Genomic DNA, 26,107 nt, shown 5'->3' with positions numbered 1-26,107 from the left:
GCTTGGCTCTCGAGGCTTTAGCAATGAGAAGAGTTGCAATTTGTCCCACCATGCCGCGCTCGCCGGGCATGGCCCGGCGCTACCAGCATGCCCTACGCGATCAATGCCCCGCGCGCGCGCCGCCCACCTGCTCGATCAACGTCTGGCTGGCCGCATTGAGCCCCACCACCGTCACCTCCGCACCATGCGTGGCCAACTTTTCCTGCGCCCGCTCCAGCGCGGCAACGGCAGTCAGGTCCCACAGGTGCGCATCGCGCAGATCAATCTGCACCTTCGGCGCCACGTGCTGGTAATCGAACGCTGCACCCAGCTGCCCTGCCGAGGCGAAGAACACCTGCCCGCGCACGCGATAGACCTGCGTGTCACCGGCATCGTCGCGCTGCACATCCAGCATGCGACCAACCTTTCGCGCGAAGAACAGGGCCGATAGCAGCACACCGCTGAGCACGCCCTTGGCCAGGTCGTGGGTGGCCACGGTGACCACCACGGTCAGCAGCATCACTGCTGACGAACTGCGCGGATGCGTGCGCAGGTCGCGCAGCGAGCGCCAGCTGAAGGTGCCAATGCTGACCATGATCATCACCGCCACCAGCGCCGCCATCGGGATCTGCCGCACCAGTTCGCTGCCGTACACCACCAGTATCAGCAGGAACACGCCGGCCACCAGGCAGGACAGGCGGCCGCGGCCACCGGAGGTCACGTTGATCACCGACTGGCCGATCATCGCGCAGCCGGCCATGCCGCCGAGGAAGCCGGTGACCGTATTCGCCACGCCCTGGCCGACGCATTCGCGGTTGCGCTCGCTGGGCGTTTCGGTGATGTCCTCGACGATCTGCAAGGTCATCATCGATTCAAGCAGGCCGACCACGGCCAGTGTGGCCGACACCGGCAGCAGAATGCGCAGCGTCTCCCAGGTGAGCGGCACATCGGGCAGCAGGAAATGCGGCAGGCTGTCGGGCAGCTGGCCCATGTCGCCGACGCTGCGTACGTCTACGCCGAAGCCGATCACCACGGCGGTCAGCACCACAATGGCCACCAGTGGCGACGGCACCGCGCGGGTAATGCGCGGCAGCAGGTAGATGATCGCCAGCGCGGCGGCGCACAGCACGTAGACCGTAGGGCCGCGACCGATCAGCTCGGGCATCTGTGCCAGGAAGATCAGGATCGCCAGCGCGTTGACGAAACCGGTGATGACCGAGCGCGAGACGAAGCGCATCAACGAGCCGAGCTTGAACACACCGGCCAGCACCTGCAGCAGGCCGGCCAGGATGCTGGCGGCGAACAGGTACTGCAGGCCGTGGTCCTTGACCAGGTCGACCATCACCAGCGCCATCGCACCGGTGGCTGCGGAGATCATGCCGGGGCGGCCGCCAGCGATGGCGGTGATGACGGCAATCGAGAACGCGGCGTACAGGCCGACCTTGGGGTCGACGCCGGCGATGAGCGAGAACGCGATGGCCTCGGGAATCAGGGCCAGGGCGACGACGATGCCGGACAGCAGGTCGCCACGGATGTTGCCGAGCCATTGCTGGCGCAGGGGGTAGGACGTTTGCATGGGAAAGCTCCGCGCGCAGGCGGGCGTGGCCGCATGGCGCTGCAGTGGAAAGACACGGGTTCCTGAGCCGGGCAGGCCGGCTGCCGATGTGCGGCAAGGGTCAGGGTGGCGTGATCACTGCAGGCGGGCGTCGGTACGTGGGAGGGACGCAGTCTACGGGAAGCGGCCCCACGGGGGTAGCGCGGATGGCCGGCGAGGCAGCGAAAGGCAGCGGAGCCTGGCTCCGCTCTACAATTGAACCATGGCCGCCAACCGCCCGCAGTTCTTCGACCCCGCCACCGAACAGGGCGTGCTGCGCCTGTCGATCGCCGCCTCTCTGCTGTTGGCCGCGGCGGCGGTGGTGTTCGGCCTGCTGGCCAATTCCTCGCTGATCATCTTCGACGGCATCTACGGCCTGATCGACGTGGTGATGACCTGGCTGTCACTGCTGGTGGCGCGGTTGATCGCGCTGTCCACGCAGACCGATGCGCTGCAATCGCGGCTCAACCAGCGCTTCACCATGGGCTTCTGGCACCTGGAGCCGATCGTGCTGGGGGTCAGCGGCACACTGATGATCGGTGCGGCGCTGTATGCGCTGGTCAATGCGGTGGACGCGTTGATGTCCGGGGGCCGCCACATCGCCCTCGGCCCGGCCATTGCCTTCGCCGGGCTGTCGATCGTGGGCGAAGGCGCACTGGCCTGGTTCATCCTGCGCGCCAACCGTCGCATCGGCTCGGAGTTCATCGCATTGGACGCGAAGAACTGGGTGATCGCGGCCAGCATGTCGGCCTGCTACCTGCTGGCGTTTCTCGGCGGCGTACTGGTGCAGGGCACGTCGCTGGCGTGGGTCGGGCCGTACATCGACCCGGCCATCCTCGCCTTCGTCTGCGTGCTGGTGATGATCGCCCCGATCGGCACGGTGCGCCGGGCGCTGGCCGGCATCCTGCTGGTCACCCCGCCGGAACTGCAGGCCCATGTGGATGCAGTGGCACGCGGGATCGTGGCCAAGCACGGCTTCGTCGAGCACCGCAGCTACGTGGCCCAGGTGGGGCGTGGCGAGCAGATCGAGCTGTTCTTCGTGGTGCCGGAAAACGACCCGCCGCGGCCCTTGGTGGAATGGGACCAGCTGCGCGACGAGATCGGCGATGCACTGGGCGAGGCCTCGCCGGACCGCTGGCTGACCATCATGTTCACCACCGACCGCGAATGGACGATCTAGGCTGGCAGGACGATCGATCAAATTTTTCGTACGCATTGCAACCCAACGTACGCGGAAACCGGGCAAAGTAGGCTCCATCGCAACACCCACCCACCGACCAGGAGCATCCCGATGTCCATCGAAAAGGTTCTGTACACCGCCCAGGCCACCTCCACCGGCGGCCGTGAAGGCCGTTCCGTCTCCTCCGACAACGTGCTGGATATCCAGCTGTCGACCCCGCGCGAGCTGGGCGGCGCCGGCGGCCCGGGCACCAACCCGGAACAGCTGTTCGCGGCCGGCTACTCGGCCTGCTTCCTGGGCGCGCTGAAGTTCGTCGCCGGCCAGGCCAAGGTCGCGCTGCCGGCAGAGACCACCGTCACCGGCAAGGTCGGCATCGGCCAGATCCCGACCGGTTTCGGCATCGAAGCCGAGCTGACCATCAACGTGCCGGGCGTGCCGCGCGAGCAGGTGGAAGACCTGGTGCAGAAGGCGCACATCGTGTGCCCGTACTCCAACGCCACCCGCGGCAACATCGACGTGACGCTGATCGTTGCCTGATGCGGCCGGGGTCAGAGCCCTTTCGCCTTGCGAAAGGGATCCGACCCCAAAAAAATGGGCGGATGCCGGTCGAAACCATGCATCCGCCCATCCCACCCCGGGTGGGCCCCGGCACGTGGCCGGGGACGCATTCGCTTACTTCTCGCTCGTAATGAGCTGCACGACGCTGGAGAAATCCAGCTTGCCGCGGCCGGCCTGGTGGTTCATCGAATACAGGTTGCGCGCCACTTCGCCCAGCGGGATCGAGGCGCCGACACTCATCGCCGCTTCCACCGCCAGGCCCATGTCCTTCAGCATCAGATCGCTGCCGAAGCCGCCGCTGTAGCCGCGCGAGGCCGGGGCGTTTTCCAGCACGCCCGGCCACGGGTTGCACACTTCGGTGGCCCAGCTGCGGCCGGTGCTGACCGCCATCATCTGCGACAGCACCTTCGGGTCCAGCCCGTGCGCCACGCCGAGGGCGATGGCTTCACCGGTGACGGCCATGATCACGCCCAGCGCCATGTTGTTGCACAGCTTGGCCACCTGGCCGGCACCACTGGCGCCGACATGGAAGATGTTCTTGCCCATCGCCTGCAGCACCGGGCGCGCGCGTTCCAGCGCGTCCTCCTCACCACCGACGATGAAGGTCAGGGTGCCGGCCTGGGCACCGGCGGTACCGCCGGACACCGGTGCGTCGATCATCTGCAGGCCACGTGCGGCAGCGGCTTCAGAGACCTTGCGGGCGCTGGCCGGTGCGATCGTGCTGCAGTCGATGACCAGTGCGCCGGCCGGAATCGCGGCAAGAATGCCGTCCTCGCCCAGGTACACGCCTTCGACGTGGCGGCTGGCCGGCAGCATCGAGATCACCACCTCGGCATCGGCCAGGGTTTCACGCGCCGATGCGGCCGCGCTGGCGCCGGCATCGACGGCGGCCTGCACCGCGGCCGGGACCAGATCGAACACGCGCACGGTATGGCCGTTCTTGACCAGATTGGCGGCCATCGGGCCACCCATGTTGCCCAACCCGATGAATGCAATGCGGCTCATGCAAGGCTCCTTTCAACAAGGGGAGTGCCCAGGTCGGCCAGCGGATGCGCGGCATCGGCCCAGGGGGAAGCGAAGAAGGTGTCGGCCCACGCGCCGGTGGCCTCGGCCAGGGTGGCCGGGTTCCACTGCGGATTGCGGTCCTTGTCGATCAGCAGCGCGCGGATGCCTTCGGCGAAATCACCGTGGGCGGCGCAATGCAGGGCGACGATGTACTCCAGGCGGTAGATTTCGGCCAGGTCCTGGCCGGCACTGCGGCGCTGCAGTTCGTACGACAGCCTTGCCGAGCCGGGTGCACCGGCGGCGAGGGTCTTCTGTGCGGCCTGCAGCCAGGCATCGTCGGTCTGCAGACCAGCAATGCGCGCGACGATGGCCTGCAGCTCATCGCCTTCGCACAGCGCCTCGACCTGCGCCGCATTGGCCAGCAGCGGGCCGGTGGCGGCGTCGCTTGCATGCGACTGCAGCAGATGGCTGAGGCGTTCGTGGTTGTGTGCGGCGTTGCTGGACCACGCGACCTGCAGCAGCGCATCGAACACCGCGCTGCGGCGTTCTTCGGCCACGTGCACGTCGGCCAGGCCGGCGTAGATGGCGTCGCCCGGGTTCAGCAGCGCGCCGGTCAGGGCCAGGAACAGGCCGCCCTTGCCCGGCACGCGCGGCAACAGCCAGCTGCCACCCACATCCGGGAAAAGGCCGACGGTGATTTCCGGGAAGGCCAGCTTGGAGCGCTCGCTGACCACGCGGTGGCTGGCGCCGGACATCAGGCCGATGCCACCGCCCATCACGATGCCGTGACCCCAGCACAGGATCGGCTTGGTATAGGTGTGGATCAGATAATCGACGCGGTATTCGACGTCGAAGAACTCGGCGGCGTAGTCGTTCTCGCGGATGTCGCTGCGGCCGGCCTCGCGGAAGGCGACCATGCTCTTGTACAGACTGTGCAGGTCACCGCCGGCGCAGAACGCCTTTTCGCCAGCGCCCTGCAGCACCACCATGGCGATGCCATCGTCGTCGGCCCAGGCATTCAACTGCTTCAGCAGCAGGTGCGCCATCGGCAGCGAGAAGCCGTTGAGCGTACGCGGCGCGTTGAGCGTGGCGATGCCGATGCGCGTGCCGTTGCCGGCTGCGCGCTCTTCGAACAGCACCGGTGCGTCATCGGCAGCAGTGTCGGTGCTCATGCGTTCTTCCACTGCGCGGCGCGCTTTTCCAGGAAGGCGCTCACACCCTCGACCTGGTCGGCGGTGTCGAACAGGTCGACGAAGGCTTCGCGCTCGGCCACCAGCGCCGAGGCGTGGGTGCCGGTGCGGGTGGACTGCACCAGGGTCTTGCAGGCGGCGATGCTGGTCGGGCTCTGCTTGCCGGCCTTGGCCGCCCATTCCAGCGCCAGTGCCTTGGCTTCGCCCTTGCCGACCTTTTCTTCGGCCAGGCCAATCCGCAGTGCGGTCTCGGCGTTGATGCGCTCGCCCAGCAGGATCATGCGCTTGGCCCAGCCCTCGCCCACCAGGCGCGGCAGGTTCTGGGTGCCACCGGCGCACGGTAGCAGGCCAACGGTGGCCTCCGGCAGCGCCACCTGGGCGTGCTCTTCGATGATGCGCAGGTCGCAGGCCAGCGCGCATTCCAGGCCACCGCCCATGGCGTAGCCGTTGATCGCAGCGATCGACACGCCACGGAAGGCGGACAGCGCTTCGAAGGCTTCGCCGAAACGGCGTGCGGCTTCGCGTGCGGCGGCCTTGTCGCCCGAGGCGAACTGGTTGAGGTCGGCACCGGCGGAGAAGAACTTCTCGCCGTCGCCAGTGATCACCAGCGCGTAGATGTCGCGGTCTGCGTTGAGCGCGCCCACCAGGTCGCGCAGCGCCGACAGGCTGTGCACGGTCCAGGTATGCGCCGGCGGGTTGTGCAGGGTGATGACCGCGGTGTGGCCATCGGCCTCGACCTTCAGGCCCACGTGTTCCTGGGTACGCCAATCCTTCATCGCAGTTCCTCTTCGGTGTTGAGCAGGTGACGGGCAACGATCACCCGCATGATCTCGTTGGTGCCTTCCAGGATCTGGTGCACGCGCGAATCGCGCAGCAGGCGTTCGATCGGGTATTCGCGGATGTAGCCGTAGCCACCGTGGATCTGCAGTGCTTCGTTGCAGATGTTGAAGCCAGCATCGGTGGCGAAGCGCTTGGCCATCGCGCACCACACGTTGGCATCGCTGGCGCCGGCATCGAGCTTGCGCGCGGCGGTGTGCACCATCTGCCGTGCGGCCACCAGTTCGATGGCCATGTCGGCCAGCTTGAACTGCAGCGCCTGGAATTCGGACAGGGTCTTGCCAAACTGACGGCGCTCGCCCATGTAGCGGCGTGCGGCATCCAGCGCGCCCTGCGCAGCGCCCAGCGAGCAGGCGGCGATGTTGATGCGGCCGCCATCGAGCCCCTTCATCGCCAGCTTGAAGCCGCCGCCTTCCTCTCCCAGAAGGTGGCTGACCGGCACGCGGACGTTCTCGAAGGTGATGCCGCGGGTGGGCTGGCTGTTCCAGCCCATCTTCTCTTCCTTGCGGCCGAAGCTGATGCCCGGCAGGTCGGCCGGCACCGCAATGGCGCTGACACCACCGGCACCGGCACCACCGGTACGCGCCATCACCACCAGCAGTTCGGTGGCACCGGCGCCGGAAATGAAGGCCTTGGAACCGTTCAGCACATAGAAGTCACCGTCGCGCACGGCGGTGGTCTTCAGCGAGGCCGCATCGGAACCGGCACCCGGTTCGGTCAGGCAGTACGAGGCCAACTTGCTGCCCGAGGACAGATCGGTTCCCCACGCATCGCGCAGCGCCGGCTGGCCCCACTTGGACACCATCCACGACGCCATGTTGTGGATGCTGATGTACGCCGCGGTCGACGGATCGACGTTGGCGAGCTCCTCGATGACGACGGCGGCGTCCAGTCGGCTCAGGCCGCTACCGCCCACTTCCGGGTCCATGTACAGACCGCAGAAGCCCAGTTCACCGGCCTTGGCGATCGCCTCGCGCGGAAAGATGCCCTCCGCATCCCATCGCGCGGCGTGCGGCGCCAGTTCGGCCTGTGCGAAGTCGCGCGCCGCCTCGCGGTACGCCTGCTGCGCTTCTTCCAGTTCCGTCGTCATCGAGTGGCTCATGGCTGCTCCTGCCGTTACTTCAGGCTGATCGTGGTGTTGACGCCATGGCTGAGCGTCTCGTCATCGAACCAGCGCGCGGTGACCGTCTTGGTCTGGGTGTAGAACAGCACCACCTGCTTGCCGTACGGGCCCAGGTCGCCCAGCTTGGACGCGCGCGAACCGGTGAACGAGAACAGCGGCACCGGCACCGGAATCGGCACGTTGATGCCGACCTGGCCGACGTCGATGTCTTCCTGGAACTTGCGCGCGGCGGCGCCGGACTGGGTGAACAGTGCGGTGCCGTTGCCGTTCGGGTTGCTGTTGACCATCGCGATGGCCTCTTCCAGCGTTTCCGCTTCGAGGATGACCAGCACCGGCCCGAAGATTTCTTCCTGGTAGATGCGCATGTCGGTGGTGACACCGGCAAAGATGGTCGGGCCGACGAAGTTGCCCTTCTCGAAACCATCGACCTGCGGCTTGCGACCGTCCAGCACCAGCTTGGCACCCTGCTCCACGCCCGAGGCGATCAGGCCTTCCACGCGCTCGCGGGCGCTGCAGGAAATGACCGGACCGACGTCGGTGCCGGCGACGGTGCCGCCGCTGACCTTCAGTGTCTTGGCCTTGGTGACCAGGTCCTGCACCCAGTTGCGTGCTTCACCGACCAGCACCAGGGTGGAGGCGGCCATGCAGCGCTGGCCCGCGGCACCGAAGGCGGCGCCGACCATCGCGTTGAGGGTCTGTTCCTTGTTGGCGTCCGGCAGCACCACGGCGTGGTTCTTGGCGCCCATCATGCACTGCACGCGCTTGCCGGCCAGCGAGGCACGGTTGTAGACGTGGGTGCCGACGCGGGTGGAACCGACGAACGACACGGCCTTGATGTCCGGGTGGTCGCAGATCGCGTTGACCACTTCCTCGCCGCCGTGGACGACGTTCAGCACGCCCTTCGGGATGCCTGCTTCCAGAGCAAGCTCGACCAGGCGCATGGTGACCATCGGGTCCTGCTCGGACGGCTTGAGGATGAAGGTGTTGCCGGTGGCAATGGCCATCGGGAACATCCACAGCGGGATCATCGCCGGGAAATTGAACGGGGTGATGCCGGCGCACACGCCCAGCGGCTGCATGATCGAGTAGGTGTCGACGCCGGTGGCCACGTTGTTGGCCAGCTCGCCCAGCTGCAGGTTGCCGATGGCGGCGGCGTGCTCGACCACTTCCAGGCCGCGGAACACATCGCCTTCGGCGTCGGGCAGGGTCTTGCCCTGTTCGGCGGTGAGGATGTGCGCCAGCTCGCTCATGTTCTCGCGGATCAGCTGCTGGTACTTCAGGAAGATGCGCGCACGGGTACCGATCGGGGTCTTGCGCCAGGTCTTGAAGGCTTCCTTGGCGGCGGCGACGGCGGCGTCCACTTCGCCGGTGGTGGCGAACGGCACCTTGGCCAGCACGTCCTGGGTGGCCGGATTGATCACGTCCTGCCAGTGGGAAGTAGCCGATTCAACGAACTGGCCATCGATCAGCATGCGGATACGGGGCGCTGCAACAGTCATGACGACAATCCCACGGGGTGCGAAAGATGCTTGGCATTATTCACAGCAACCACCTCGATTTCCGGGCTGAATCCGCTTAATCTGGCCAACACGCCAGACGATTCATGTTAATTCTGTGAATTATTCAGCCACCCAGCGGCAACTCGGCCTTCGCCTGCTGCGGCTGCGCGAACAGCGCGGCTACAGCCAGGCGGCCCTGGCGCAGGCGCTGGGGCTGTCGGCCAGCTACCTGAACCAGATCGAGCGCAACAAGCGTCCACTCACGCCGGCCGTGCAGAAGAAGCTGGGCGAGGTGTTGGGCGATGTTTCCGCCCTGTTCGACGACGATGAGCCCGCCGCGCTGCAGGAAGCGCTGGGCGAGACCCTGCGCGACCTGGGCCTGGCCGAGGTCAGCGCCACGGAGCTGCGCGCGCTGGCCGGCAACCTGCCGCAGGTCAGCCGCGCGCTGCTGGACCTGCACCGCCGCCACCTGGCGCTGCGCGAGCATGCCGCCGCACTGGAGTTCCAGCTGGGTGAGCCCGGCGCCGGCAGCACCTTGCCCGCTGGCGACCAGGTACGCGAGTTCTTCAACCGCATGCACAACCACATCCCCGAGCTGGATGAGTTGGCCGAGCAGCTGTTCGCCGAGTGGGGGCTGTCACCGGGGCATGTGGCACCACGGCTGCGCCAGCTGCTGGCCGACCGCCATGGCGTGCTGGTGGAGGTGGCCGCACTGCAGGCCGGGCGCGAAAAGCGCCAGTACGACGCCGGTGCGCGGCGGCTGTGGCTGCCCGATTATCTGGAGCCTGGCCAGCAGGCATTCCAGATGGCCGCCGAGCTGGCACTGCACGGCTACCTGCCGCAGATCGATGCGGTGGTGGCGCGTGCCGGCTTCACCGATGACGCGCGCATCGCGCAGGCACGGATCGGTCTTTCCAACTATTTCGCCGGCGCGCTGGTGATGCCGTACATGCGCTTCCTGCGTGCGGCCGAAGCCAGCAGCTACGACATCGAACTGCTGGCGCATCAGTTCGGCGTCGGCTTCGAAGCGGTCTGCCACCGGCTGAGCACGCTGGCACGGCGCAGCGCACCCGGCCTGCCGTTTTTCTTCATCCGGGTGGACCGCGCCGGCAACGTATCCAAGCGCCACTCCGCCACCGATTTCCACTTCTCGCAGGTGGGTGGCTCGTGCCCGCTGTGGATCGTCTACGAGGCGTTCAACCAGCCGGGGCGCATCCTGACGCAGACCGCGCGCATGCCCGATGGCCGCCGCCATTTCTGGCTGGCGCGGCAGGTCAGCAGCGGGCCGGTGGGCCATGGCCAGCCGCGCAAGACGTTCGCGGTGGCGCTGGGCTGCGATCTGCAGCACGCCGAGCGGCTGGTGTATTCACTGGGGCTGGATGTGCAGAGCCCGGGTAATTCGGTGTCGATCGGACCGGGGTGCCGGGTGTGCCCGCGCGAGGACTGCATGCAGCGCGCGTTCGCGCAGTTGCCGGGGAGGTAGGGGTGGTTCGGCAGGGCTGCGCCCTGCACCTGCAGAGGCCGAAGCAACGGCAACAGCAACGGCAAAAGCTGGCATTCCGTGGGATGGCGGGGTGATGTCGGATTGCGGGGACGCCGTGAACCCGTCCCTGGGGGCTTGGCCGCGGCATCCATGCCGCGGACACCCCGCAATCCGACACCACCCCGCCTTCGACAGTTTCCTGCTGCTGTTGGTGGGTGCTGACTGTTGGTGGGTGCTGACCGTTGGTGGGTGCTGACCGTTGGTCGGCACGCTGCTCTTGGTGGGTGTCGACCTTGGTCGACACGGTAGATCCACGCATGGCGTGGATCTACTAAACCTTTCGTGCGTAGGCTGCATCCCATTGCAATGCCCGCCCTGGAGACACCCCATGTCATTACTGCGCTCTTGTCTGGCCCTGCTGCTCGCTGCCTTTGCTGCGCCGGCGTGGGCGACCTTTTCCATTGCGGCCTGCAATGAGGCCGGCGACTGCGGTGTGGCGGTGGCTACGCACAACCTGGCGGTCGGCGGCGTGGGTGTGCCGTGGGCACAGGCGAAGGTGGGCGCGGTCGCCAGCCAGTTCGAGACCAACCCGACCTATGGCTCCAAAGGCCTTGAGCTGTTGGCCAAAGGCCGCACGCCTTCGCAGGTGCTGAAGCAGCTGTTGGATGAAGACGGCAACTTCGATGGCACCACGCTTGCCGAGCGCCAAGTGGGACTGGTCAGCGCACGCGGCGGCAATGCGCAGTACACCGGCGCTACTGCGCAGCAGGCGGATTGGGCCGGTGCGCAGGGCGAGGGCATGCTGAGTTTGCAAGGCAATGGCCTGGCCGGGCCCGAGGTGCTGGCGGCGATGCAACGCGTCTTCGCCGCCTCACGTGGGCCGCTGGCCGCACGCCTGCTTGCGGCGCTGGAAGCCGGTCAGGCAGCGGGTGGTCAACGCAGCGGGCAGTGGTCGGCGGCGCTGCTGGTGCGTACGCCCGGTGGCGACTGGCAGGACACCGACCTGCGCGTGGACGCCGACCCGCGTGCGGTGGCGAGGCTGCGCGAGCTGTACGACATGCGCCTGTCGAACGAAGCGATCATCCACGCCGAGGAGCGTTGGGAGAAGGGTGATGTGGCAGGTGCGCGCGCGGCGCTGGCAACCTCGTTGTCGCTGGCACACGGCTGGGACCGCACCTGGGCGCGCGCCGCACGATTGGCGATGCGACAGGGCGATACAGCGCTGGCCCGCGAATATCTGGCCGGCCTGCGTGCGCTCAATCCGGGCTGGGTGAAGCAGGAACTGGCATTGCCGTTGTATGCGCCGTTGCAGGGTGATGCGGTGGTGGCGCCGTGGCGATAGACGGTAGCGCCGGGCCATGCCCGGCGAGCGCAGCGATGGAAAAAGCCGCCGGGCATCGATCAATAGATCGGCGTCACCTTCATCTGCGGCAGCGGGCGCGGTGCGCCGTCGGTGAGGTCCGGGCCCAGGTCGTCCCAGCTGCGCCCCTGCTCGACCATCAGCCCCCACAACTGCTGCGAGGCCAACCGCTTGTCTTCCGAGCCCAGCTTGTACGACGGCGGCGTCGGCTGGCCACTGGCAACCATCGAATAAGCTGCGCGGTAGGCCAGCACCTGCTGTGCCGGGTCATCGGTACGCGCCACTTCCAGCGTGTAGCGCTGGTAGGCCGAGGCCAGGTTGCGCCAGCGGATCCAGTAATGGTTCTCGAACGAGAACGAACAGAAGCGTGCACCGGCCAGGCTGCCCTTATCGGCAATGCGGGTCAGCACCTCCTGTGGCATGTCCAGGTTCATGCCGCCTTCGTCGCCCTGCAGGCTGACGTGCACGATGCGGTCGCGGTAGCCCGGTGCGCGCGCCTGCAGCAGGTCGCGCCAGTTCTGCATGGTCGCCACCACCGCGAACAGGAAACGGCCCAGTTCTGCGGCCGCCAGCGGCGTAGCGATCGACTGGTAGGTACGCTGCCAACCGTGGCGGTTCTCGGTGGGCAGGAACACGGCGTGTTCCAGCGCCTGGCGGCCACTGCTGCCGTGGCTCACGTCTTCGGCATGCTGCGGGTAGACCAGATTGATGGCGAAGGTTGGCCAGCGCGGCAACGCGGCATCGAACAGATGGATCGGGAAGTTGCTGCTGATGCCACCATCGGAGAACCAGCAGATGCGGAACGCGGTGATCACCGGTCCGCAGGTCTGCCCGGCACTGGTCAGCCCTTCCATGCTGTCGGCCACGTTGTGCTCCTGGTCGGCCGCAGGTGCGGTCGGTTCGCAGCGACGCTCGCGGCGCGAGGGCTCATGCAACGGCACCGCGCTGATCAGCAGCGGGAAGCTCAGGCTCATGCGCGTGGCCACCAGCACCGGCAGCTTCGGGCCCTGCGGCAGGTGGTAGTACCGGCGCCCCTCCACCTCCAGCGGCGGGCCGGCCTGCGTCACCAGCCACTGCACCACGCTGGCCGGGAACAGCTGCTCGAACTCCTCGCGCAGGAACCAGAACTGCGCACCACCCAGCGGCAAGGTGCGCGGCTCGTTGTGCGACACACAGGTGGTGATCATCTGCAGGCTGATCGCATGCGGGCTGTCCGGCTCGCCGGCATAGCGCGGCGCATCGTGCAGGTCGGCGAAGGTCAACGGTGCATCCAGCGGCTTGCCGGACAGCTGCTGCAGGCTTTCATGCAACCATTCGGTCAATGCCGGTCTGCGCGCATCACGGCCAAGGCCGCTGCACAGGCCCAACAGGTTGCGCCGCGCCACCCGGGCCACGCGCAGCGCGGCACCGGCCACGCCGGCACCATAGGCGCACAGCAGCGACGGCAGCAGCGTGGCGGCCACGCCGCTCCAACCGCCGCCCCACCAGCCCAGGCCGAGCAGCAGCGCCAGCGACACCAGCACTTCCAGCGGCGCGATCTCGAATACCGCGACGGCCAGGCACAGCAGTTTGTGCGGCAGGCGGGCATTGCCGGTCAGCACCACCAGCAGCCGGTAGGCGGCGCGCGCGCCTCGCGCCGGCTGGAACAGGCTGTAGATGAACCCGCGACGCGACAGCTGCGCCGACACCGCCGACAGCCCGCCATAGCCTGCATCGCCGGGCAGGTGTTCACCCGCCTGCTGGCGACGATCACCGCACGCCGCCGCGGCCGCCACCGCCGCGGCGATGGCGCCGGCCGAGGTGCCGCCGATGCTCTTGAAACGATATTCGCGGGCCAGCGCCAGTACCGCATTGGGATACACGATGCCGCTGGTGATGCCGCCTTTCATGACCAGATCGCAGTACTTCGCCGCCACGAGCCACCTCCCGTCTGTCGGTGCCCAGTATCGCAAGAGGCGCTCTCACAGCCTGAGAAACGAGCCACAGCCCTGCGCTTTCATTGGCCCTTGACCATTGCCCTCGACGCGTCCACCGTGGGCACGCCGAAGGTATCCCTGCCGTGGCGTTGATGGCGGCAGGAATTTAAACGGGAATCCGGTGAAGGCGCCTCGCGCGCCCATTCCGGAGCTGCCCCGCAGCGGTGAATGGAAACGAATCCTGCCAACAGCACTGGGCTCACGCCTGGGAAGCGGCGGGTAGTAGGTGGGCTGCGGCCCGTGTCCATCAGCCCGAATACCGGCCCCGGCCGGGGGACACGACCGTCCCCTGACTCGACCTGGAATCTCCGCGGGGAGGTTGCCGGGGCCGTCGTTGTCCTGCGCCTGCAGGCGGTGCGGCCGCGTGCGTCCTGTTCACGGTTTCCGGCCAGACCTGTTCACCCACGCGCTGATGCATGGGCCACCGCCGTTGCCGGCGGTCCATGCGGTACCTGACGATGACCGAGCTCCAACGCCCCACCCTGTCCCTGCCCGAAAACGGCCAGCGCCTGCTGCTGCACTCGTGCTGCGCACCCTGCTCCGGCGAAGTGATGGAGGCGATCACCGCCTCCGGGATCGACTACGCGATCTTCTTCTACAACCCCAACATTCATCCGGTGAAGGAGTACGAGCTGCGCAAGCAGGAGAACATCCGCTTCGCCGAGCAGCACGGCATTCCTTTCATCGACTGCGACTACGACACCGACAACTGGTTCAGCCGTGCACGCGGCATGGAGAACGAGCCAGAGCGTGGTATCCGCTGCACGATGTGCTTCGACATGCGTTTCGAGCGCACCGCCTTGTATGCGCACGAGCATGGCTACGACACCATCAGTTCGTCGCTGGGCATTTCGCGCTGGAAGAACATGGCGCAGATCAACGACTGTGGCATCCGCGCTGCATCCCGCTATGAAGGCCTGCAGTACTGGGATTACAACTGGCGCAAGGGCGGTGGCGCCAGCCGCATGGTCGAGATCAGCAAGCGCGAGCAGTTCTACCAGCAGGAATACTGCGGCTGCGTGTACTCGCTGCGCGATGCCAACCGCCACCGCCGCGAGAACGGCCGCGAACGGATCAAGATCGGCCTGCTGTACTACGGGCAGGACGCTGAGACGCCGCAGGGCGATTGACGTGTGCGCATGGGGCGGCCACGCTGGTCGCCCCTTTCGTTGTACCGGATCTGCCATGACCGCCCTGCCCGCCGATGTCGCCCTGCTGGTGATCGACCTGCAGCCGGACTTCATGCCCGGTGGCACACTGGCCTGCGACCAGGGCGATGCGTTGGTAGCACCGATTGCCGAACTGCTGGCGCAGCGCCGCTACCGCACCGTGGTGGCGACCCAGGACTGGCACCCGGCCGACCATGCCTCGTTCGCCAGCCAGCACCCCGGCCGACGGCCCTTCGAGACCATCCTGCTGCACGCGCAGCCGCAGACCCTGTGGCCGGACCACTGCGTGCAGGGCAGCGCCGGTGCCGCCCTGCATCCCGGCGTGGACTGGACCGTGGCCGACTTGATCCTGCGCAAGGGCACCCGCCAGCAAGTGGATTCATACAGTGCCTTCCGCGAGAACCATGGCCCCGACGGTACCCGCCCCGCCACCGGCCTGGCCGGTTGGCTGCACGAGCGTGGCATCCGCGAGGTGCACGTGTGCGGCCTGGCCCGCGACTACTGCGTGCTGTGGAGCGCGCAGGACGCGGTGAAGTCCGGCTTCCGGGTGAGATTCCTGTGGGAGCTGACCAAGCCGGTAACCGACGCCAACGACGGGATGGTGCGCGAGGCGCTTGGCAAGGCGGGGATCGCGATCGCCTGACCCACCACCGCCGGGCACGGCCCGGCGCTACCGGTAATCCGACCCGAAACGGTAGTGCCGGCCGCTGGCCGGCAACCCCGGGATCTCTGCTGTTGCCGGCCAGCGGCCGGCACTACCGGAACACGACCGTACGGTGCCCGTTGAGCAGGATGCGGTGTTCCACATGGCGGCGCACGGCGCGTGCCAGCACCAGCGATTCGGTATCGCTGCCCAGCCGCACCAGTTCGCGCGGAACCATCGCGTGGTCCACGCGGGCCACGTCCTGTTCGATGATCGGACCTTCGTCCAGATCCTCGGTGACGTAGTGCGCGGTGGCACCAATGATCTTGACCCCGCGTGCGTGCGCCTGATGATACGGCTGCGCGCCCTTGAAGCTGGGCAGGAAGCTGTGGTGGATGTTGATCGCACGGCCGGCCAGGGCGCGGCACAACGTGGGTGACAGGATCTGCATGTAGCGCGCCAGTACCACCAGGTCGATGCGTTCGCGTTCGACCAGGTCGATGATCTGCTGTTCCTGCACCGCACGCGTATCGGCGGTCACCGGCAGGTGGTGGAACGGCACCTGGTAGGACGCGGCCAGCGCTGCGAAATCGGCGTGGTTGGACGCCACCGCCGCGATGTCGACCTTCAGCTGGCCGCTGTGGGCGCGGAACAGCAGGTCATTGAGGCAGTGTCCTTGCTTGCTGACCAGCACCAGCAGGCGCGCGCGGCGGCGGCCATCGTGCAGCTGCCAGTCCATGCCGAAGCCGGCGGCGAGCGTAGCCATGGCCGCATGCACGGTCTCCAGCGGCAGACCAGCATCGCGGTCGAAATGCACGCGCAGGAAGAAGCGGCCGCTTTCCTCGTCGCCGAACTGCTGGGCGTCGAGGATGTTGCAGCCGTGGTCGAACAGCAGGCCGGACACGCGGTAGACGATACCGGTACGGTCGGGGCAGGACAGGGTCAGGATGGAATCGGGGCGCATCGCCCGAGTGTAGGGCAGCGCCCGGCCCGGCGGATCGATGGTCACCGATGCAACCGACCTGCTTGGTTCAGTCCCAAGCGATACTTGGGTTTCTCCATGGCAAGCTGGTCGGTCATGAACCTGTTGCAATTGATCCGCAGCTTCACCCGCACCGCAGAGACCGGCAGCATTGCCGCTGCGGCCCGCATCCTTGGCATCAGCGCCACCGCAGTCGGCCAGAACATCAACCGGCTGGAGGCGCATCTGGGCGTACGGTTGCTGAACCGAAGTACGCGCCAGCTGGCCCTCAGCGAGGCCGGCGCGTTGTACCTGGCGCAAGTGCGCCACATCGAAGCCGACCTGGCGCGCGCGCAGGCGATGATCACCTCCGGTGACATCGAACCGGCAGGACCGCTGCGCATCGCCAGCAGCAGCGCGTTCGGTCGCCACGTGCTTGCGCCGTTGCTGCCTTCGCTGCAGCAGCGCTACCCGCAACTGCAGCTGGAGCTGCGGCTGACCGATCGCGCCGTGCAGCACGGCCCGGAAGCGGTGGATGCCAGCATCCGCATCGGTGCACAGCTGGAGGACGGGGTCGTCGCACGGCAGCTGGCGCGCGTGCCGTTCGTGTTCTGCGCCTCGCCGGCCTACCTGAAGGCACACGGCACCCCGCAGCAACCCTCCGAGCTGAGCGGCCATCGCGGGCTGCTGCACCGCTTTCCCACCGACGGCCGGCCGCTGCGCTGGGGACTGCTGAAGGATGGCCAGCGCGTGGACGCGGCACTGCCACCGAGCATGGTCTGCGATGACATCGATGCGCTGGCGACGCTGGCGGTGGCCGGTGCCGGCATCACGCGGTTGGCTGCATTCGTGGCCGAGCCCTACCTGCGCGATGGCCGCCTGCAGGCGGTGTTCGGTGCCGACAGCGAATGGCGCCCGGCGCCGATGGAGGTCTATTTCTGCGTCAGCGACCGCCGCGACTTCACCGCCAAGATCCGCGCGCTGTTCGAGCACCTGCAGGCCGGCATGGCGCCGGCCTGGCGGGTGTGAGCCTCAGCGCGTCTTGAACACGCCGCGCGCATCACGCGGCTCGCAGCGCAGGTACTGCAGCGCCGCGTCCACACTGTCACGCAGCGCGGCGGCGGCATGCCACGGCCAGCGCGGGTCGTAGAGGATGCCGCGCGCCAGCGCTACCGCATCGGCGTGGCGATGGCGCAGGATCGACTCGGCCTGCTCCGGTTCGGTGATCATGCCCACCGCGATAACCGGCATGCGCACCTTGGCCTTGATCGCCGCCGCGAACGGCACCTGGTAACCCGGGCCGACGGTGATCTTCTGGCGCTCGTCCAGGCCGCCGCTGGAGACATGCAGGAAGTTGCAGCCGCGCGCGTCCATCACCTGTGCCAGCGCTTCGCTCTGCACCAGGTCCCATCCACCATCGACCCAGTCGCTGGCGGAAATACGCACGCCCACCGCGACCTTGTCGGACACCGCCGCACGCACGGCATCAAACACCTCCACCAGCAGGCGCAGGCGGTTCGGCAGCGAGCCACCGTAGCCATCGGCGCGGCGGTTGCTCAGCGGCGACAGGAACTGGTGCAGCAGATAACCGTGCGCGGCATGCAGCTCGATCAGCTCGAAGCCCAGGCGCTCGGCGCGAACCGCACTGGCGGCGAAGGCGGCGATGACCTCGGCGATGCCGGCCTCGTCCAGTTCCTGCGGTGCCGGATCGGCGGCATGGAACGGCAGCGGCGACGGCGCCACGGTGGCCCAGCCACGCGCATCGTCGGCCGGCAACTGACCACCACCGTCCCACGGACGCCTCACCGAGGCCTTGCGGCCGGCATGGCCCAGCTGGATGCCCAGCGGCATCGGCGACCAGCGGCGCACGCTGGTCAGCACCTGTGCCAGCGCGGCCTCGGTGCCGTCGTCCCACAGGCCCAGGTCGGCCCAGCTGATGCGGCCGCGCGGTTCGACCGCGGTGGCTTCCAGGATCAGCAGGCCGGCACCGGACTGCGCCAGGTTGCCCAGGTGCATGGCGTGCCAATCGCTGGCGCGACCGTCTTCGGCGGAGTACTGGCACATCGGCGCGATGACGATGCGGTTGGACAGGGTCAGGGGGCCGAACGAGATCGGCGAAAACAGCTGGGTCACGGCGAGGCGGGGGAGAAGCGGATGGGGGGGCGTATTGCACCGCCGCACGGCCTGCGAATCAACCGTCTGGATGGATCGCTGTTTCGTGGGGGCGCGATGTGGGTAGCGCCGGCGCGCAGCGCGGCACCCCGTTTCCGCCGGGCATGGCCCGGCGCTACCCGAGGACGAACCCAGCCAGTGCTTCCGCGCAATCCCGCTCGTCCTTGAACAACAGCAGGTCGTCGGCGCGGGTGCGGCCACGGTTCAGCGCGGCTACCGGCAGCCCCGCCTTGGCTGCGGCCTGCACGAAGCGGAAACCGGAATAGACCATCAGCGACGAACCCACTACGAGTACGGCGTCAGCCTGCTGCAGGTGATCGTGCACCGCCGCCACGCGTTCACGCGGCACGTTCTCGCCGAAGAACACCACGTCCGGCTTCAGCACGCTGCCGCAGTGCGGGCACTCGGGCACCACGAACGCAGAGAAATCGGTCTCCAGATCGGCATCACCATCGGGCGCGATGCCGGCCTCCAGCGCGTCCCAGCCGGGATTGGCGTCCAACAGGCGCTGCTGGAAGTCCTCACGATCACTGCGACGCTCGCAGCCCATGCAGCGCACCAGATCCAGACGGCCGTGCAGGTCGATCACGTTGTGGCTGCCGGCACGCTGGTGCAGGCCGTCCACATTCTGGGTCAGCAGCACCTGTAGCGTGCCGCGGCTTTCCAGGGCCGCCAGGGCCTGGTGGGTGCCGTTGGGCTGGGCCAGGCCGAAGCGCGGCCAACCCAGCAGGCTGCGCGCCCAGTAGCGCTGGCGGGTGGCCGCCTCGCCCATGAAGGCCTGGTAAGTCACCGGCGGCGTGCGTTTCCACTGGCCGTCGGCATCGCGGTAATCGGGAATGCCCGAGGCGGTGCTGCAGCCGGCGCCGGTCAGTACGAACAGGCGCTGGGCGCGGTCGATGAAGTCGGTCAGTGGCGGGGTCATGGCTGCCAGATGGGGGCGCGGCGCCGCCCCCGCAAGCGCAGGTTCAGCCGGCGGATCAGGCTGTCGGCAGCGGCGGCACCGCGATCGGGTGGCCTTCCTCGTCCAGCGCGATCATCACGAAGTGGCCGCGGGTGCACAGCTTGCGCTCGCCGCTGTGCAGGTCTTCGGCGACCAGTTCCACCTCCACCTTCATCGAGCTGCGGCCGACTTCGACGATGCGGCCAATGGTTTCCACCATCTGGCCGATCCGGATCGGCAGCTTGAAGTCGACCTGGTCGCTGCGCGCGGTCACCACGGTGCGGCGCGAATAGCGTGCGGCGGCCAGGAAGGCGGCCTTGTCCATCCACGCCAGCGCCTGGCCACCGAACAGGGTGCCAAGGTGGTTGGTGTGGTTGGGGAAGACGATTTCGGCCATGCGCACTTCGGTGGGCGGCACGGTCTCGTGGATCGGGGTCATGGGGGTGCTTCAGTGTGGGGTGCTGCGGATTCTAAGCGACCGGCGTGATGGCCATCGAAATGCACGTGCAACGGTCACCCGGCAGCGGTGCCTGCGCAGGCCGCGCCTGTGGCAGGCGTTACACTGCGCCACGCCCACTGCCAGGACTGCCCATGCCCGCCACTTCCGACCTGCTGGCCTTTGCGCTGGTTTCGCTGGCCATGGTGCTCACGCCCGGGCCGAACATGATCTACGTGATCTCGCGTTCGATCTGCCAGGGGCCGGTGGCAGGCCTGATCTCACTGGGCGGGGTGGCGCTGGGCTTCGTGTTCTACATGCTGTGCGCGGCGCTGGGCATCACCGCCCTGCTGATGACCGTACCGTTCGCCTACGACGCGCTGCGCATTGGTGGCGCGCTGTACCTGCTGTACCTGGCCTGGCAGGCGCTCAAGCCCGGCGGCCGCTCGCCGTTCGCGGTACGCGAGCTTCCGCAGGACAGCCAGCGCAAGCTGTTCACGATGGGCTTCCTGACCAATCTGTTGAACCCGAAAGTGGCGGTGATGTACCTGTCGCTGCTGCCGCAGTTCCTGCACCCGGACAGCGAAGGCAGCGTGCTGCTGCAATCGGTGGTGCTGGGCTCCACCCAGATCGCGGTGAGTGTGACCGTGAACGGCATCATCGCGCTGACCGCGGGCAGCATCGCCGGCTTCCTCGCCGCGCGCCCGACCTGGCAGGTGGTGCAACGCTGGCTGATGGGCACGGTGCTGGCCGGGCTGGCGGTGCGGATGGCGGTGGAAGGGCGGCGGTAAGACATACGGCAGCGCCGGGCCATGCCCGGCGAGCGCGCAGCGCGGCCGACGTTGTCCGTCGTGCCGGACGGTTTCCGCCGGGCATGGCCCGGCGCTACCAACAAAAAACCCCGGCGTTGGCCGGGGTTTCTCGTTGCGACAGGCCTGACTGGTTCGATCAGAAGTTCATGTCGAAGGCGACTTCGCCCTGCACGCCCACCTGGTAGGCCGAGGCGCGGCGTTCGAAGAAGTTGGTCAGTTCCTGCACGTCCTGCAGTTCCATGAAGCTCAGCGGGTTGCGCACGTTGTACTTGCGCTCCATGCCCAGGCGATGGAAATGGTTGTCGGCGCAGTGCTGCAGGTACTGGCGCATGTCACGGGTGGAGATGCCCGCCACGCCACCGGACAGCACGTCCTCGGCGAACTGCACTTCGCACTCGATCGCTTCGGCCAGCATGTCATAGACATCCTGCTTCATCTTGTCGTCGAACAGGTCCGGCTCTTCCTCGCGGATCACGTCCACGCACTCGAAGGCGAAGTCCATGTGCGCACTTTCGTCGCGGAACACCCAGTTGGTGCCCGAGGCCAGGCCGTTGAGCAGGCCGCGCGAACGGAAGTAGTACACGTAGGCGAACGCGGCGAAGAAGAACAGGCCTTCGATGCATGCGGCGAAGCAGATCTGGTTGAGCAGGAACTGGCGACGCTCTTCGCGGGTCTCGATGCGCTTCAGGTTCTGGATCGAGTCGATCCACTTGAAGCAGAAATCGGCCTTCTTCTTGATCGAGTCGATGTTCTCCACCGCGGCGAAGGCTTTGACGCGCTCGTCCGGATCCGGCAGGTAGTTGTCGAGCAGGGTCAGGTAGAACTGCACGTGCAGCGCTTCTTCGTACAGCTGGCGCGACAGGTACATGCGCGCTTCGGGTGCGTTCAAGTGCTGGTACAGGTTCAGCACCAGGTTGTTGGACACGATCGAATCGCCGGTGGCGAAGAACGCCACCAGGCGGTGGATCAGGTGACGCTCGCCCGGCGACATCTTGCTGTGCAGGTCGCTGATGTCGATCTGGAAGTTGATCTCTTCCACCGTCCAGGTGTTCTTGATCGCATTCCGGTACATGTCATAGAACTGCGGGTAGCGCATAGGGCGCAGGGTCAGTTCAAAACCGGGATCGAGCAGCATCTGCTTGGGCTTGTCGGCCATGGGTGTTTCCTTGTCTTCTCGGGTCAAAACGCCGGGCGTGGCCCGGCGCTACCTTGTCATTTCAGCAGCCGAGCATGGCTCGGCTCTACGGACGTGTCATTTATGTAGTCGAGCATGGCTCGACTCTACAGCGAGGGGTGCCGGCCATAGGCCGGCACGGCCGCTCTTATTGGCAGGCTTCGCAGGCTTCCGGGTTTTCCAGCGAGCAGGCGATGGCCTCTTCCGGGCTGAACACCTTCTCCGGGGCCGCGCCTGCGGCGTGGCTGACCGTGGTCTTGGCGATCTTGGTGGCCGGACGCGAACGCAGGTAGTAGGTGGTCTTGATGCCCTGCTTCCAGGCGTACATGTACATGGAGGACATCGCGCCGATGTTCGGGCTTTCCATGAACAGGTTGAGCGAGGCGGACTGGTCGATGAAGGCGCCACGGTCGGCGGCCATGTCGATCAGCGAACGCATCGGCAGTTCCCACGCGGTGCGGTAGACGTGGCGCAGCGTTTCCGGAATCTGCGTGATGCCCTGGATCGAGCCTTCGGCCAGCTTGATCGCGTCGCGCATTTCCGGGGTCCAGTGGCCCAGCTTCTTCAGCTCGTTCACCAGGTAGCGGTTGACCTGCAGGAAGTCACCGGACAGGGTTTCGCGCTTGAACAGGTTGGACACCTGCGGCTCAACGCACTCGTAGCAGCCGGCAATCGAGGCGATGGTCGCGGTCGGTGCGATGGCGATCATCAGCGAGTTGCGCAGGCCATGTTCCTTGATGCGCTCGCGCAGGCTATCCCAACGCTCGGCGTCTTCGGGCACCACGTTCCAGGCATCGAACTGCAGCTCGCCGCTGGCCGCACGGGTGTCGGCGAAGGACGGGTGCTTGCCGCGTTCCTGGGCCAGTTCGACCGAGGTTTCCAGCGCGTGGAAGTAGATGGTCTCAGCGATCTTCTTCGACAGCGCGCGGGCTTCGGCGCCGTCGAACGGCAGGCGCTTGCGGAAGAACACGTCCTGCAGGCCCATGCAGCCCAGGCCGACCGGGCGCCAGCGCAGATTGCCACGGCGCGCCGATTCGATCGGGTAGAAGTTCAGGTCGATCACGCGGTCGAGCTGGCGCACGGCCAGACGCACGGTGTCGGCCAGCTTGTCGAAATCGAACTCGCCGTTGCCGTCGAAGTGGTTGCCCAGGTTGATCGAACCCAGGTTGCACACCGCGGTCTCTTCGGCCGAGGTGACTTCCAGGATTTCGGTGCACAGGTTGGACAGGTGGATCACGTTGCCGGCGCGCAGGGTCTGGTTGCTGGCGCGGTTGCACTTGTCCTTGAAGGTCATCCAGCCGTTGCCGGTCTCGGCCAGGGTGCGCATCATCCGCGAGTACAGCTTGCGCGCGGAGATGGTGCGGTTGGCCTTGCCCTGTGCCTCGGCCTGCAGGTAGGCGGCTTCGAAGGCTTCACCGAACAGGTCGGTGAACTCCGGCACCACGCGCGGATCGAACAGCGACCATTCCTGGTCGGCCTCGACGCGCTTCATGAACAGGTCCGGGATCCAGTTGGCCAGGTTCAGGTTGTGCGCACGGCGCGATTCGTCGCCGGTGTTGTCACGCAGTTCAAGGAAGTCCTCGACGTCGGCGTGCCAGGTTTCCAGGTACACGCAGGCCGCGCCCTTGCGCTTGCCGCCCTGGTTCACTGCAGCCACCGACGAATCCATGGTCTTCAGCCACGGCACGATGCCGTTGGAATGGCCGTTGGTGGACTTGATCAGCGAACCGCGCGAACGCACGCGGGTGTAGCTGACGCCGATGCCGCCGGAGAACTTCGACAGCTGGGCGATATCGCCGTACTTGGAGTAGATCGACTCCAGCGAATCCTGCGGCGAATCCAGCAGGAAGCACGAGGACAGCTGCTCGTGGGTGGTGCCGGAGTTGAACAGGGTCGGGCTGGACGGCAGGTAGTCCAGGTTGCCCATGCGCTTGTACAGCGCCAGGGCCTCCGGCACGTCCTCGCTCAGCGCGCTGGCGATACGCAGGAAGAACTGCTGCGGGGTCTCGATCACCTTGCGGGTGTGCGGATGGCGCAGCAGGTAGCGGTCGTACAGGGTGCGCAGGCCGAAGTAATCGAAGTTCAGGTCCAGCGACATGTCGATCGCATCGTTGAGCTTGCGTGCGTTGGTCTGCACGAAGTTCAGCAGGCGGTCGTTGATCAGGCCCACTTCGTGGCCACGACCAACCGACTGCGAGAAGGCGTAGATTTCCTGGCCCGAGACTTCCTTGGCGATGTAGTTGGCCAGCAGGCGTGCGGCCAGGCGGCCGTACTCGGGCTCTTCACCGATCAGCAGGGCGGCGGTGCGGATGGACAGTTCGTCCAGCTCGCGGGTGGTGGCGCCGTTGTACAGGCCGGAAATGGTGCGGGTTGCCACGCGCATCGGATCGACGGCGTGCAGGCCTTCGGAGGAACGCTGCACCGCGCGCACGATCTTGTTCAGATCCACCAGCTCGGTCGTGCCATTGCGCTTGGTCACACTCATCGCGTTGGCCGTCGGCGGCGACGTCAACAGGAATTCGCTTTCCTTCTCGATGGTGGCGCTGGATTCGGTGGTCACGGCGTGAGTCCTCTTGGCGTGATGGATGGTGGCTCGGTGCATCGGATGACGCGGCCCGGGACATGACACCCCAGCATTGCAGACCGGCGTCGCAGGAATTGAGACCTGCGCCTGTGGCTGCTGCTGGTAGTGCTGACCGGTGCCGCTTCGGGCGTGGAGGGCGCATCACCGGAGGGTCCGGCGATCCATTCCATGGACCCGGCGGCTTGGGGTTCCCAACGCCGTCAGCCACAAGATAGTGGGGGTCAGGGGGTCCGTCAACGCCAAATGTAGTGAAATTCGGCAATCCCTTGCGCCGCAAGGATCGGGCCGTCGGCGCCTGGTTTGGACGCTTTGAACCTGCTGGAACGGGCTGCGCAGTCAAGCCCGAAAAACGTCACGGCGGTAGCAATCAGCGCCCCACCAGCGGAACGATGACAGCTTCACATGACAGTGATGAAACTGGCTAGGGACAACCCTGTGGATAGGTGGTGGGCAGCCGGTGGGAATCCGGTGGACGGGTGACTTCCGGCCGGTGACGGCCTCGCCCAGACAGCGGATGCTGGGGACCTTCGGTTCCGGAGAAGGATGTTCCGATGCGCCTGTCACTGCCCGCCCTGGCCCTGCTGCCCGCCCTGTTCATTGCCCCGGCACTGGCCGCCGAAGGACCGGACCTGCGTTCGGACCAGTGCGGCATCCATACCGACTACGACGTGCTGGTGGACAGCGGCGGCATCTGGCTGCGGCACGGCCCACAGGCGCCGCATGAAGTGGTGTTCCACGACGGCGAGCTGAGCCTGGACGGCAGGATGGTGACGGTCAGCACCGCCGACGCCGCCCGCCTGCGGCAGATAGAGGCCGGTGCCCGCCAGCTGATGCCGGCGGCCACGGCGCTGGCCCACGAAGTCTCCGGGGTCACCTTCGACGCACTGGATGCCGCCTTCGAGGCCATCACCGGCAAGTCCCGCAACCGCCAGATGCGTGCCATGCGCGGCGAGATGCAGGACTGGATCGACGCCAGCCTGGGCCGCGGCTACTGGGAACAGGAAGCCTTCGGCGACGGCTTCGACGCGCATATCGAGCAGATGGCCGAGACGATGGTCGGGTCGATGACCCGCAGCGTGTTGTGGCAGGTGTTCACGGGCCGCGCCGGCGCCATGGAGCGCCGCGCCGACCGCCTCGATGCCGAAGTCGACCGCCGCATGGAAGCGCGCAGCCAGCAGCTGGAGGCCAAGGCGATGGCGCTGTGCCCGTTGGTGCAGTCGCTGGCAGCGGCCCACGACGCGCTGGAGGTGCGCTACCAGGGCCAGCCGCTACGGCTGCTGGAGCGCGGCGAGAGTGTGCGGGTGGAGCACGGCGATGGCTCGGGCCTGCATGTGTCGGCCGGGCCGGATGAGCGGCCGCGTGACAACGCCGTGGCACCTTCCCGATAACTGCGCGGCGGATGCCGGCCAGCGGCCGGCACTACCGGAACCCT

Annotated in this window: 22 protein-coding genes and 1 riboswitch; of the genes, 9 read left to right on the top strand and 13 right to left on the bottom strand. The window is 67.1% G+C overall.

The features are described 5' to 3' along the window. Positions 1 to 100: 100 nt before the first annotated feature. A complete protein-coding gene (locus tag AC3ITW_RS01110) occupies positions 101 to 1,555 on the bottom strand; it encodes a SulP family inorganic anion transporter (RefSeq protein ID WP_100435538.1) in 1,455 nt (484 codons plus the stop codon). A 241-nt stretch (positions 1,556 to 1,796) separates the two neighbouring features. On the opposite strand from AC3ITW_RS01110, the gene AC3ITW_RS01105 reads away from it, so the two are divergent. Continuing rightward, positions 1,797 to 2,753 carry a cation diffusion facilitator family transporter gene (locus tag AC3ITW_RS01105; RefSeq protein WP_100435539.1) on the top strand — a complete coding sequence of 319 codons (957 nt, stop codon included), beginning with the start codon at positions 1,797 to 1,799 and terminating at the stop codon, positions 2,751 to 2,753. Positions 2,754 to 2,864: 111 nt separating this feature from the next. Next, positions 2,865 to 3,290 (top strand): organic hydroperoxide resistance protein, encoded by a 426-nt coding sequence (locus tag AC3ITW_RS01100; RefSeq protein WP_004136651.1) that lies wholly within the window; start codon positions 2,865 to 2,867, stop codon positions 3,288 to 3,290. Between the two features lie 135 nt (positions 3,291 to 3,425). Here AC3ITW_RS01100 and mmsB read toward each other — a convergent pair whose 3' ends face one another. From mmsB to AC3ITW_RS01075, 5 genes are read right to left on the bottom strand one after another with little or no spacing between them, the layout of a single operon-like run. After that, entirely contained in the window at positions 3,426 to 4,316 is an 891-nt protein-coding gene (gene mmsB, locus AC3ITW_RS01095) for a 3-hydroxyisobutyrate dehydrogenase (protein WP_057500038.1), read from the bottom strand. Further along, positions 4,313 to 5,488 (bottom strand): enoyl-CoA hydratase/isomerase family protein, encoded by a 1,176-nt coding sequence (locus AC3ITW_RS01090; protein WP_065724135.1) that lies wholly within the window; start codon positions 5,486 to 5,488, stop codon positions 4,313 to 4,315. Before AC3ITW_RS01090 ends, mmsB begins: the two co-directional genes overlap by 4 nt. Further along, on the bottom strand, positions 5,485 to 6,282 hold the full coding sequence (locus AC3ITW_RS01085; protein WP_100435540.1) for an enoyl-CoA hydratase: 798 nt from the start codon (positions 6,280 to 6,282) through the stop codon (positions 5,485 to 5,487). The genes AC3ITW_RS01090 and AC3ITW_RS01085 overlap by 4 nt, the downstream gene beginning before the upstream one ends. Beyond that, the gene (locus AC3ITW_RS01080) at positions 6,279 to 7,445 is read right to left on the bottom strand and encodes an acyl-CoA dehydrogenase family protein (RefSeq protein ID WP_004136621.1); all 1,167 of its coding nucleotides are present in this window, start codon (positions 7,443 to 7,445) and stop codon (positions 6,279 to 6,281) included. Before AC3ITW_RS01080 ends, AC3ITW_RS01085 begins: the two co-directional genes overlap by 4 nt. A gap of 14 nt (positions 7,446 to 7,459) precedes the next feature. After that, positions 7,460 to 8,965, bottom strand: a complete 1,506-nt coding sequence (locus AC3ITW_RS01075; RefSeq protein ID WP_004136619.1) for a CoA-acylating methylmalonate-semialdehyde dehydrogenase — start codon at positions 8,963 to 8,965, stop codon at positions 7,460 to 7,462. 115 nt (positions 8,966 to 9,080) lie between these two features. Here AC3ITW_RS01075 and AC3ITW_RS01070 point away from each other — a divergent pair, with 115 nt between their 5' ends. Together AC3ITW_RS01070 and AC3ITW_RS01065 are read left to right on the top strand one after the other, a co-directional pair. Next, the gene (locus tag AC3ITW_RS01070) at positions 9,081 to 10,448 is read left to right on the top strand and encodes a helix-turn-helix domain-containing protein (protein WP_012509765.1); all 1,368 of its coding nucleotides are present in this window, start codon (positions 9,081 to 9,083) and stop codon (positions 10,446 to 10,448) included. Positions 10,449 to 10,836: 388 nt separating this feature from the next. Next, a complete protein-coding gene (locus AC3ITW_RS01065) occupies positions 10,837 to 11,790 on the top strand; it encodes a DUF1028 domain-containing protein (RefSeq protein WP_100435543.1) in 954 nt (317 codons plus the stop codon). A gap of 59 nt (positions 11,791 to 11,849) precedes the next feature. On the opposite strand, the gene AC3ITW_RS01060 is transcribed toward AC3ITW_RS01065, so the two are convergent. After that, on the bottom strand, positions 11,850 to 13,697 hold the full coding sequence (locus AC3ITW_RS01060; RefSeq protein WP_174238293.1) for a patatin-like phospholipase family protein: 1,848 nt from the start codon (positions 13,695 to 13,697) through the stop codon (positions 11,850 to 11,852). Positions 13,698 to 13,851: 154 nt separating this feature from the next. Further along, positions 13,852 to 14,066: riboswitch (cobalamin riboswitch) on the top strand. Positions 14,067 to 14,227: 161 nt separating this feature from the next. Here AC3ITW_RS01060 and AC3ITW_RS01055 point away from each other — a divergent pair. Continuing rightward, positions 14,228 to 14,914, top strand: a complete 687-nt coding sequence (locus AC3ITW_RS01055) for an epoxyqueuosine reductase QueH (RefSeq protein WP_428993292.1) — start codon at positions 14,228 to 14,230, stop codon at positions 14,912 to 14,914. Positions 14,915 to 14,969: 55 nt separating this feature from the next. Further along, complete coding sequence (gene pncA / locus AC3ITW_RS01050) at positions 14,970 to 15,596, top strand: bifunctional nicotinamidase/pyrazinamidase (protein ID WP_489389972.1); 627 nt, start codon at positions 14,970 to 14,972, stop codon at positions 15,594 to 15,596. Positions 15,597 to 15,708: 112 nt separating this feature from the next. Here pncA and purU read toward each other — a convergent pair whose 3' ends face one another. Further along, positions 15,709 to 16,560 (bottom strand): formyltetrahydrofolate deformylase, encoded by an 852-nt coding sequence (purU, locus tag AC3ITW_RS01045; RefSeq protein WP_012509760.1) that lies wholly within the window; start codon positions 16,558 to 16,560, stop codon positions 15,709 to 15,711. 114 nt (positions 16,561 to 16,674) lie between these two features. Between purU and AC3ITW_RS01040 the strand changes: the two genes are divergently transcribed. Further along, positions 16,675 to 17,586 (top strand): LysR family transcriptional regulator, encoded by a 912-nt coding sequence (locus AC3ITW_RS01040; protein WP_485617232.1) that lies wholly within the window; start codon positions 16,675 to 16,677, stop codon positions 17,584 to 17,586. 3 nt (positions 17,587 to 17,589) lie between these two features. Here AC3ITW_RS01040 and AC3ITW_RS01035 read toward each other — a convergent pair whose 3' ends face one another. The 3 genes from AC3ITW_RS01035 to AC3ITW_RS01025 all read right to left on the bottom strand — a co-directional run bounded on the left by AC3ITW_RS01035 (position 17,590) and on the right by AC3ITW_RS01025 (position 20,108). Then, complete coding sequence (locus tag AC3ITW_RS01035; protein WP_485617231.1) at positions 17,590 to 18,690, bottom strand: NADH:flavin oxidoreductase/NADH oxidase; 1,101 nt, start codon at positions 18,688 to 18,690, stop codon at positions 17,590 to 17,592. A gap of 154 nt (positions 18,691 to 18,844) precedes the next feature. Further along, a complete protein-coding gene (locus AC3ITW_RS01030; protein ID WP_012509757.1) occupies positions 18,845 to 19,651 on the bottom strand; it encodes an NAD-dependent protein deacetylase in 807 nt (268 codons plus the stop codon). A gap of 55 nt (positions 19,652 to 19,706) precedes the next feature. Further along, positions 19,707 to 20,108 carry an acyl-CoA thioesterase gene (locus AC3ITW_RS01025; protein WP_004136204.1) on the bottom strand — a complete coding sequence of 134 codons (402 nt, stop codon included), beginning with the start codon at positions 20,106 to 20,108 and terminating at the stop codon, positions 19,707 to 19,709. A 152-nt stretch (positions 20,109 to 20,260) separates the two neighbouring features. Here AC3ITW_RS01025 and AC3ITW_RS01020 point away from each other — a divergent pair, with 152 nt between their 5' ends. Next, the gene (locus AC3ITW_RS01020) at positions 20,261 to 20,896 is read left to right on the top strand and encodes a LysE family translocator (RefSeq protein WP_065724126.1); all 636 of its coding nucleotides are present in this window, start codon (positions 20,261 to 20,263) and stop codon (positions 20,894 to 20,896) included. A 157-nt stretch (positions 20,897 to 21,053) separates the two neighbouring features. Here the strand turns inward: AC3ITW_RS01020 and AC3ITW_RS01015 are convergent, their stop codons facing one another. Then, a complete protein-coding gene (locus AC3ITW_RS01015) occupies positions 21,054 to 22,073 on the bottom strand; it encodes a ribonucleotide-diphosphate reductase subunit beta (protein WP_012509755.1) in 1,020 nt (339 codons plus the stop codon). Between the two features lie 166 nt (positions 22,074 to 22,239). After that, entirely contained in the window at positions 22,240 to 24,651 is a 2,412-nt protein-coding gene (locus AC3ITW_RS01010) for a ribonucleoside-diphosphate reductase subunit alpha (protein ID WP_004136104.1), read from the bottom strand. Positions 24,652 to 25,226: 575 nt separating this feature from the next. On the opposite strand from AC3ITW_RS01010, the gene AC3ITW_RS01005 reads away from it, so the two are divergent. After that, positions 25,227 to 26,063 carry a DUF2884 family protein gene (locus AC3ITW_RS01005; RefSeq protein ID WP_489389971.1) on the top strand — a complete coding sequence of 279 codons (837 nt, stop codon included), beginning with the start codon at positions 25,227 to 25,229 and terminating at the stop codon, positions 26,061 to 26,063. The last annotated feature ends 44 nt before the right edge of the window (positions 26,064 to 26,107 follow it).

This window comes from Stenotrophomonas sp. KH_052, from assembly GCF_057838755.1.
The sequence above is the reverse complement of the archived record's forward strand: the minus strand, read 5'-3'. Positions and strand labels throughout refer to the sequence as shown.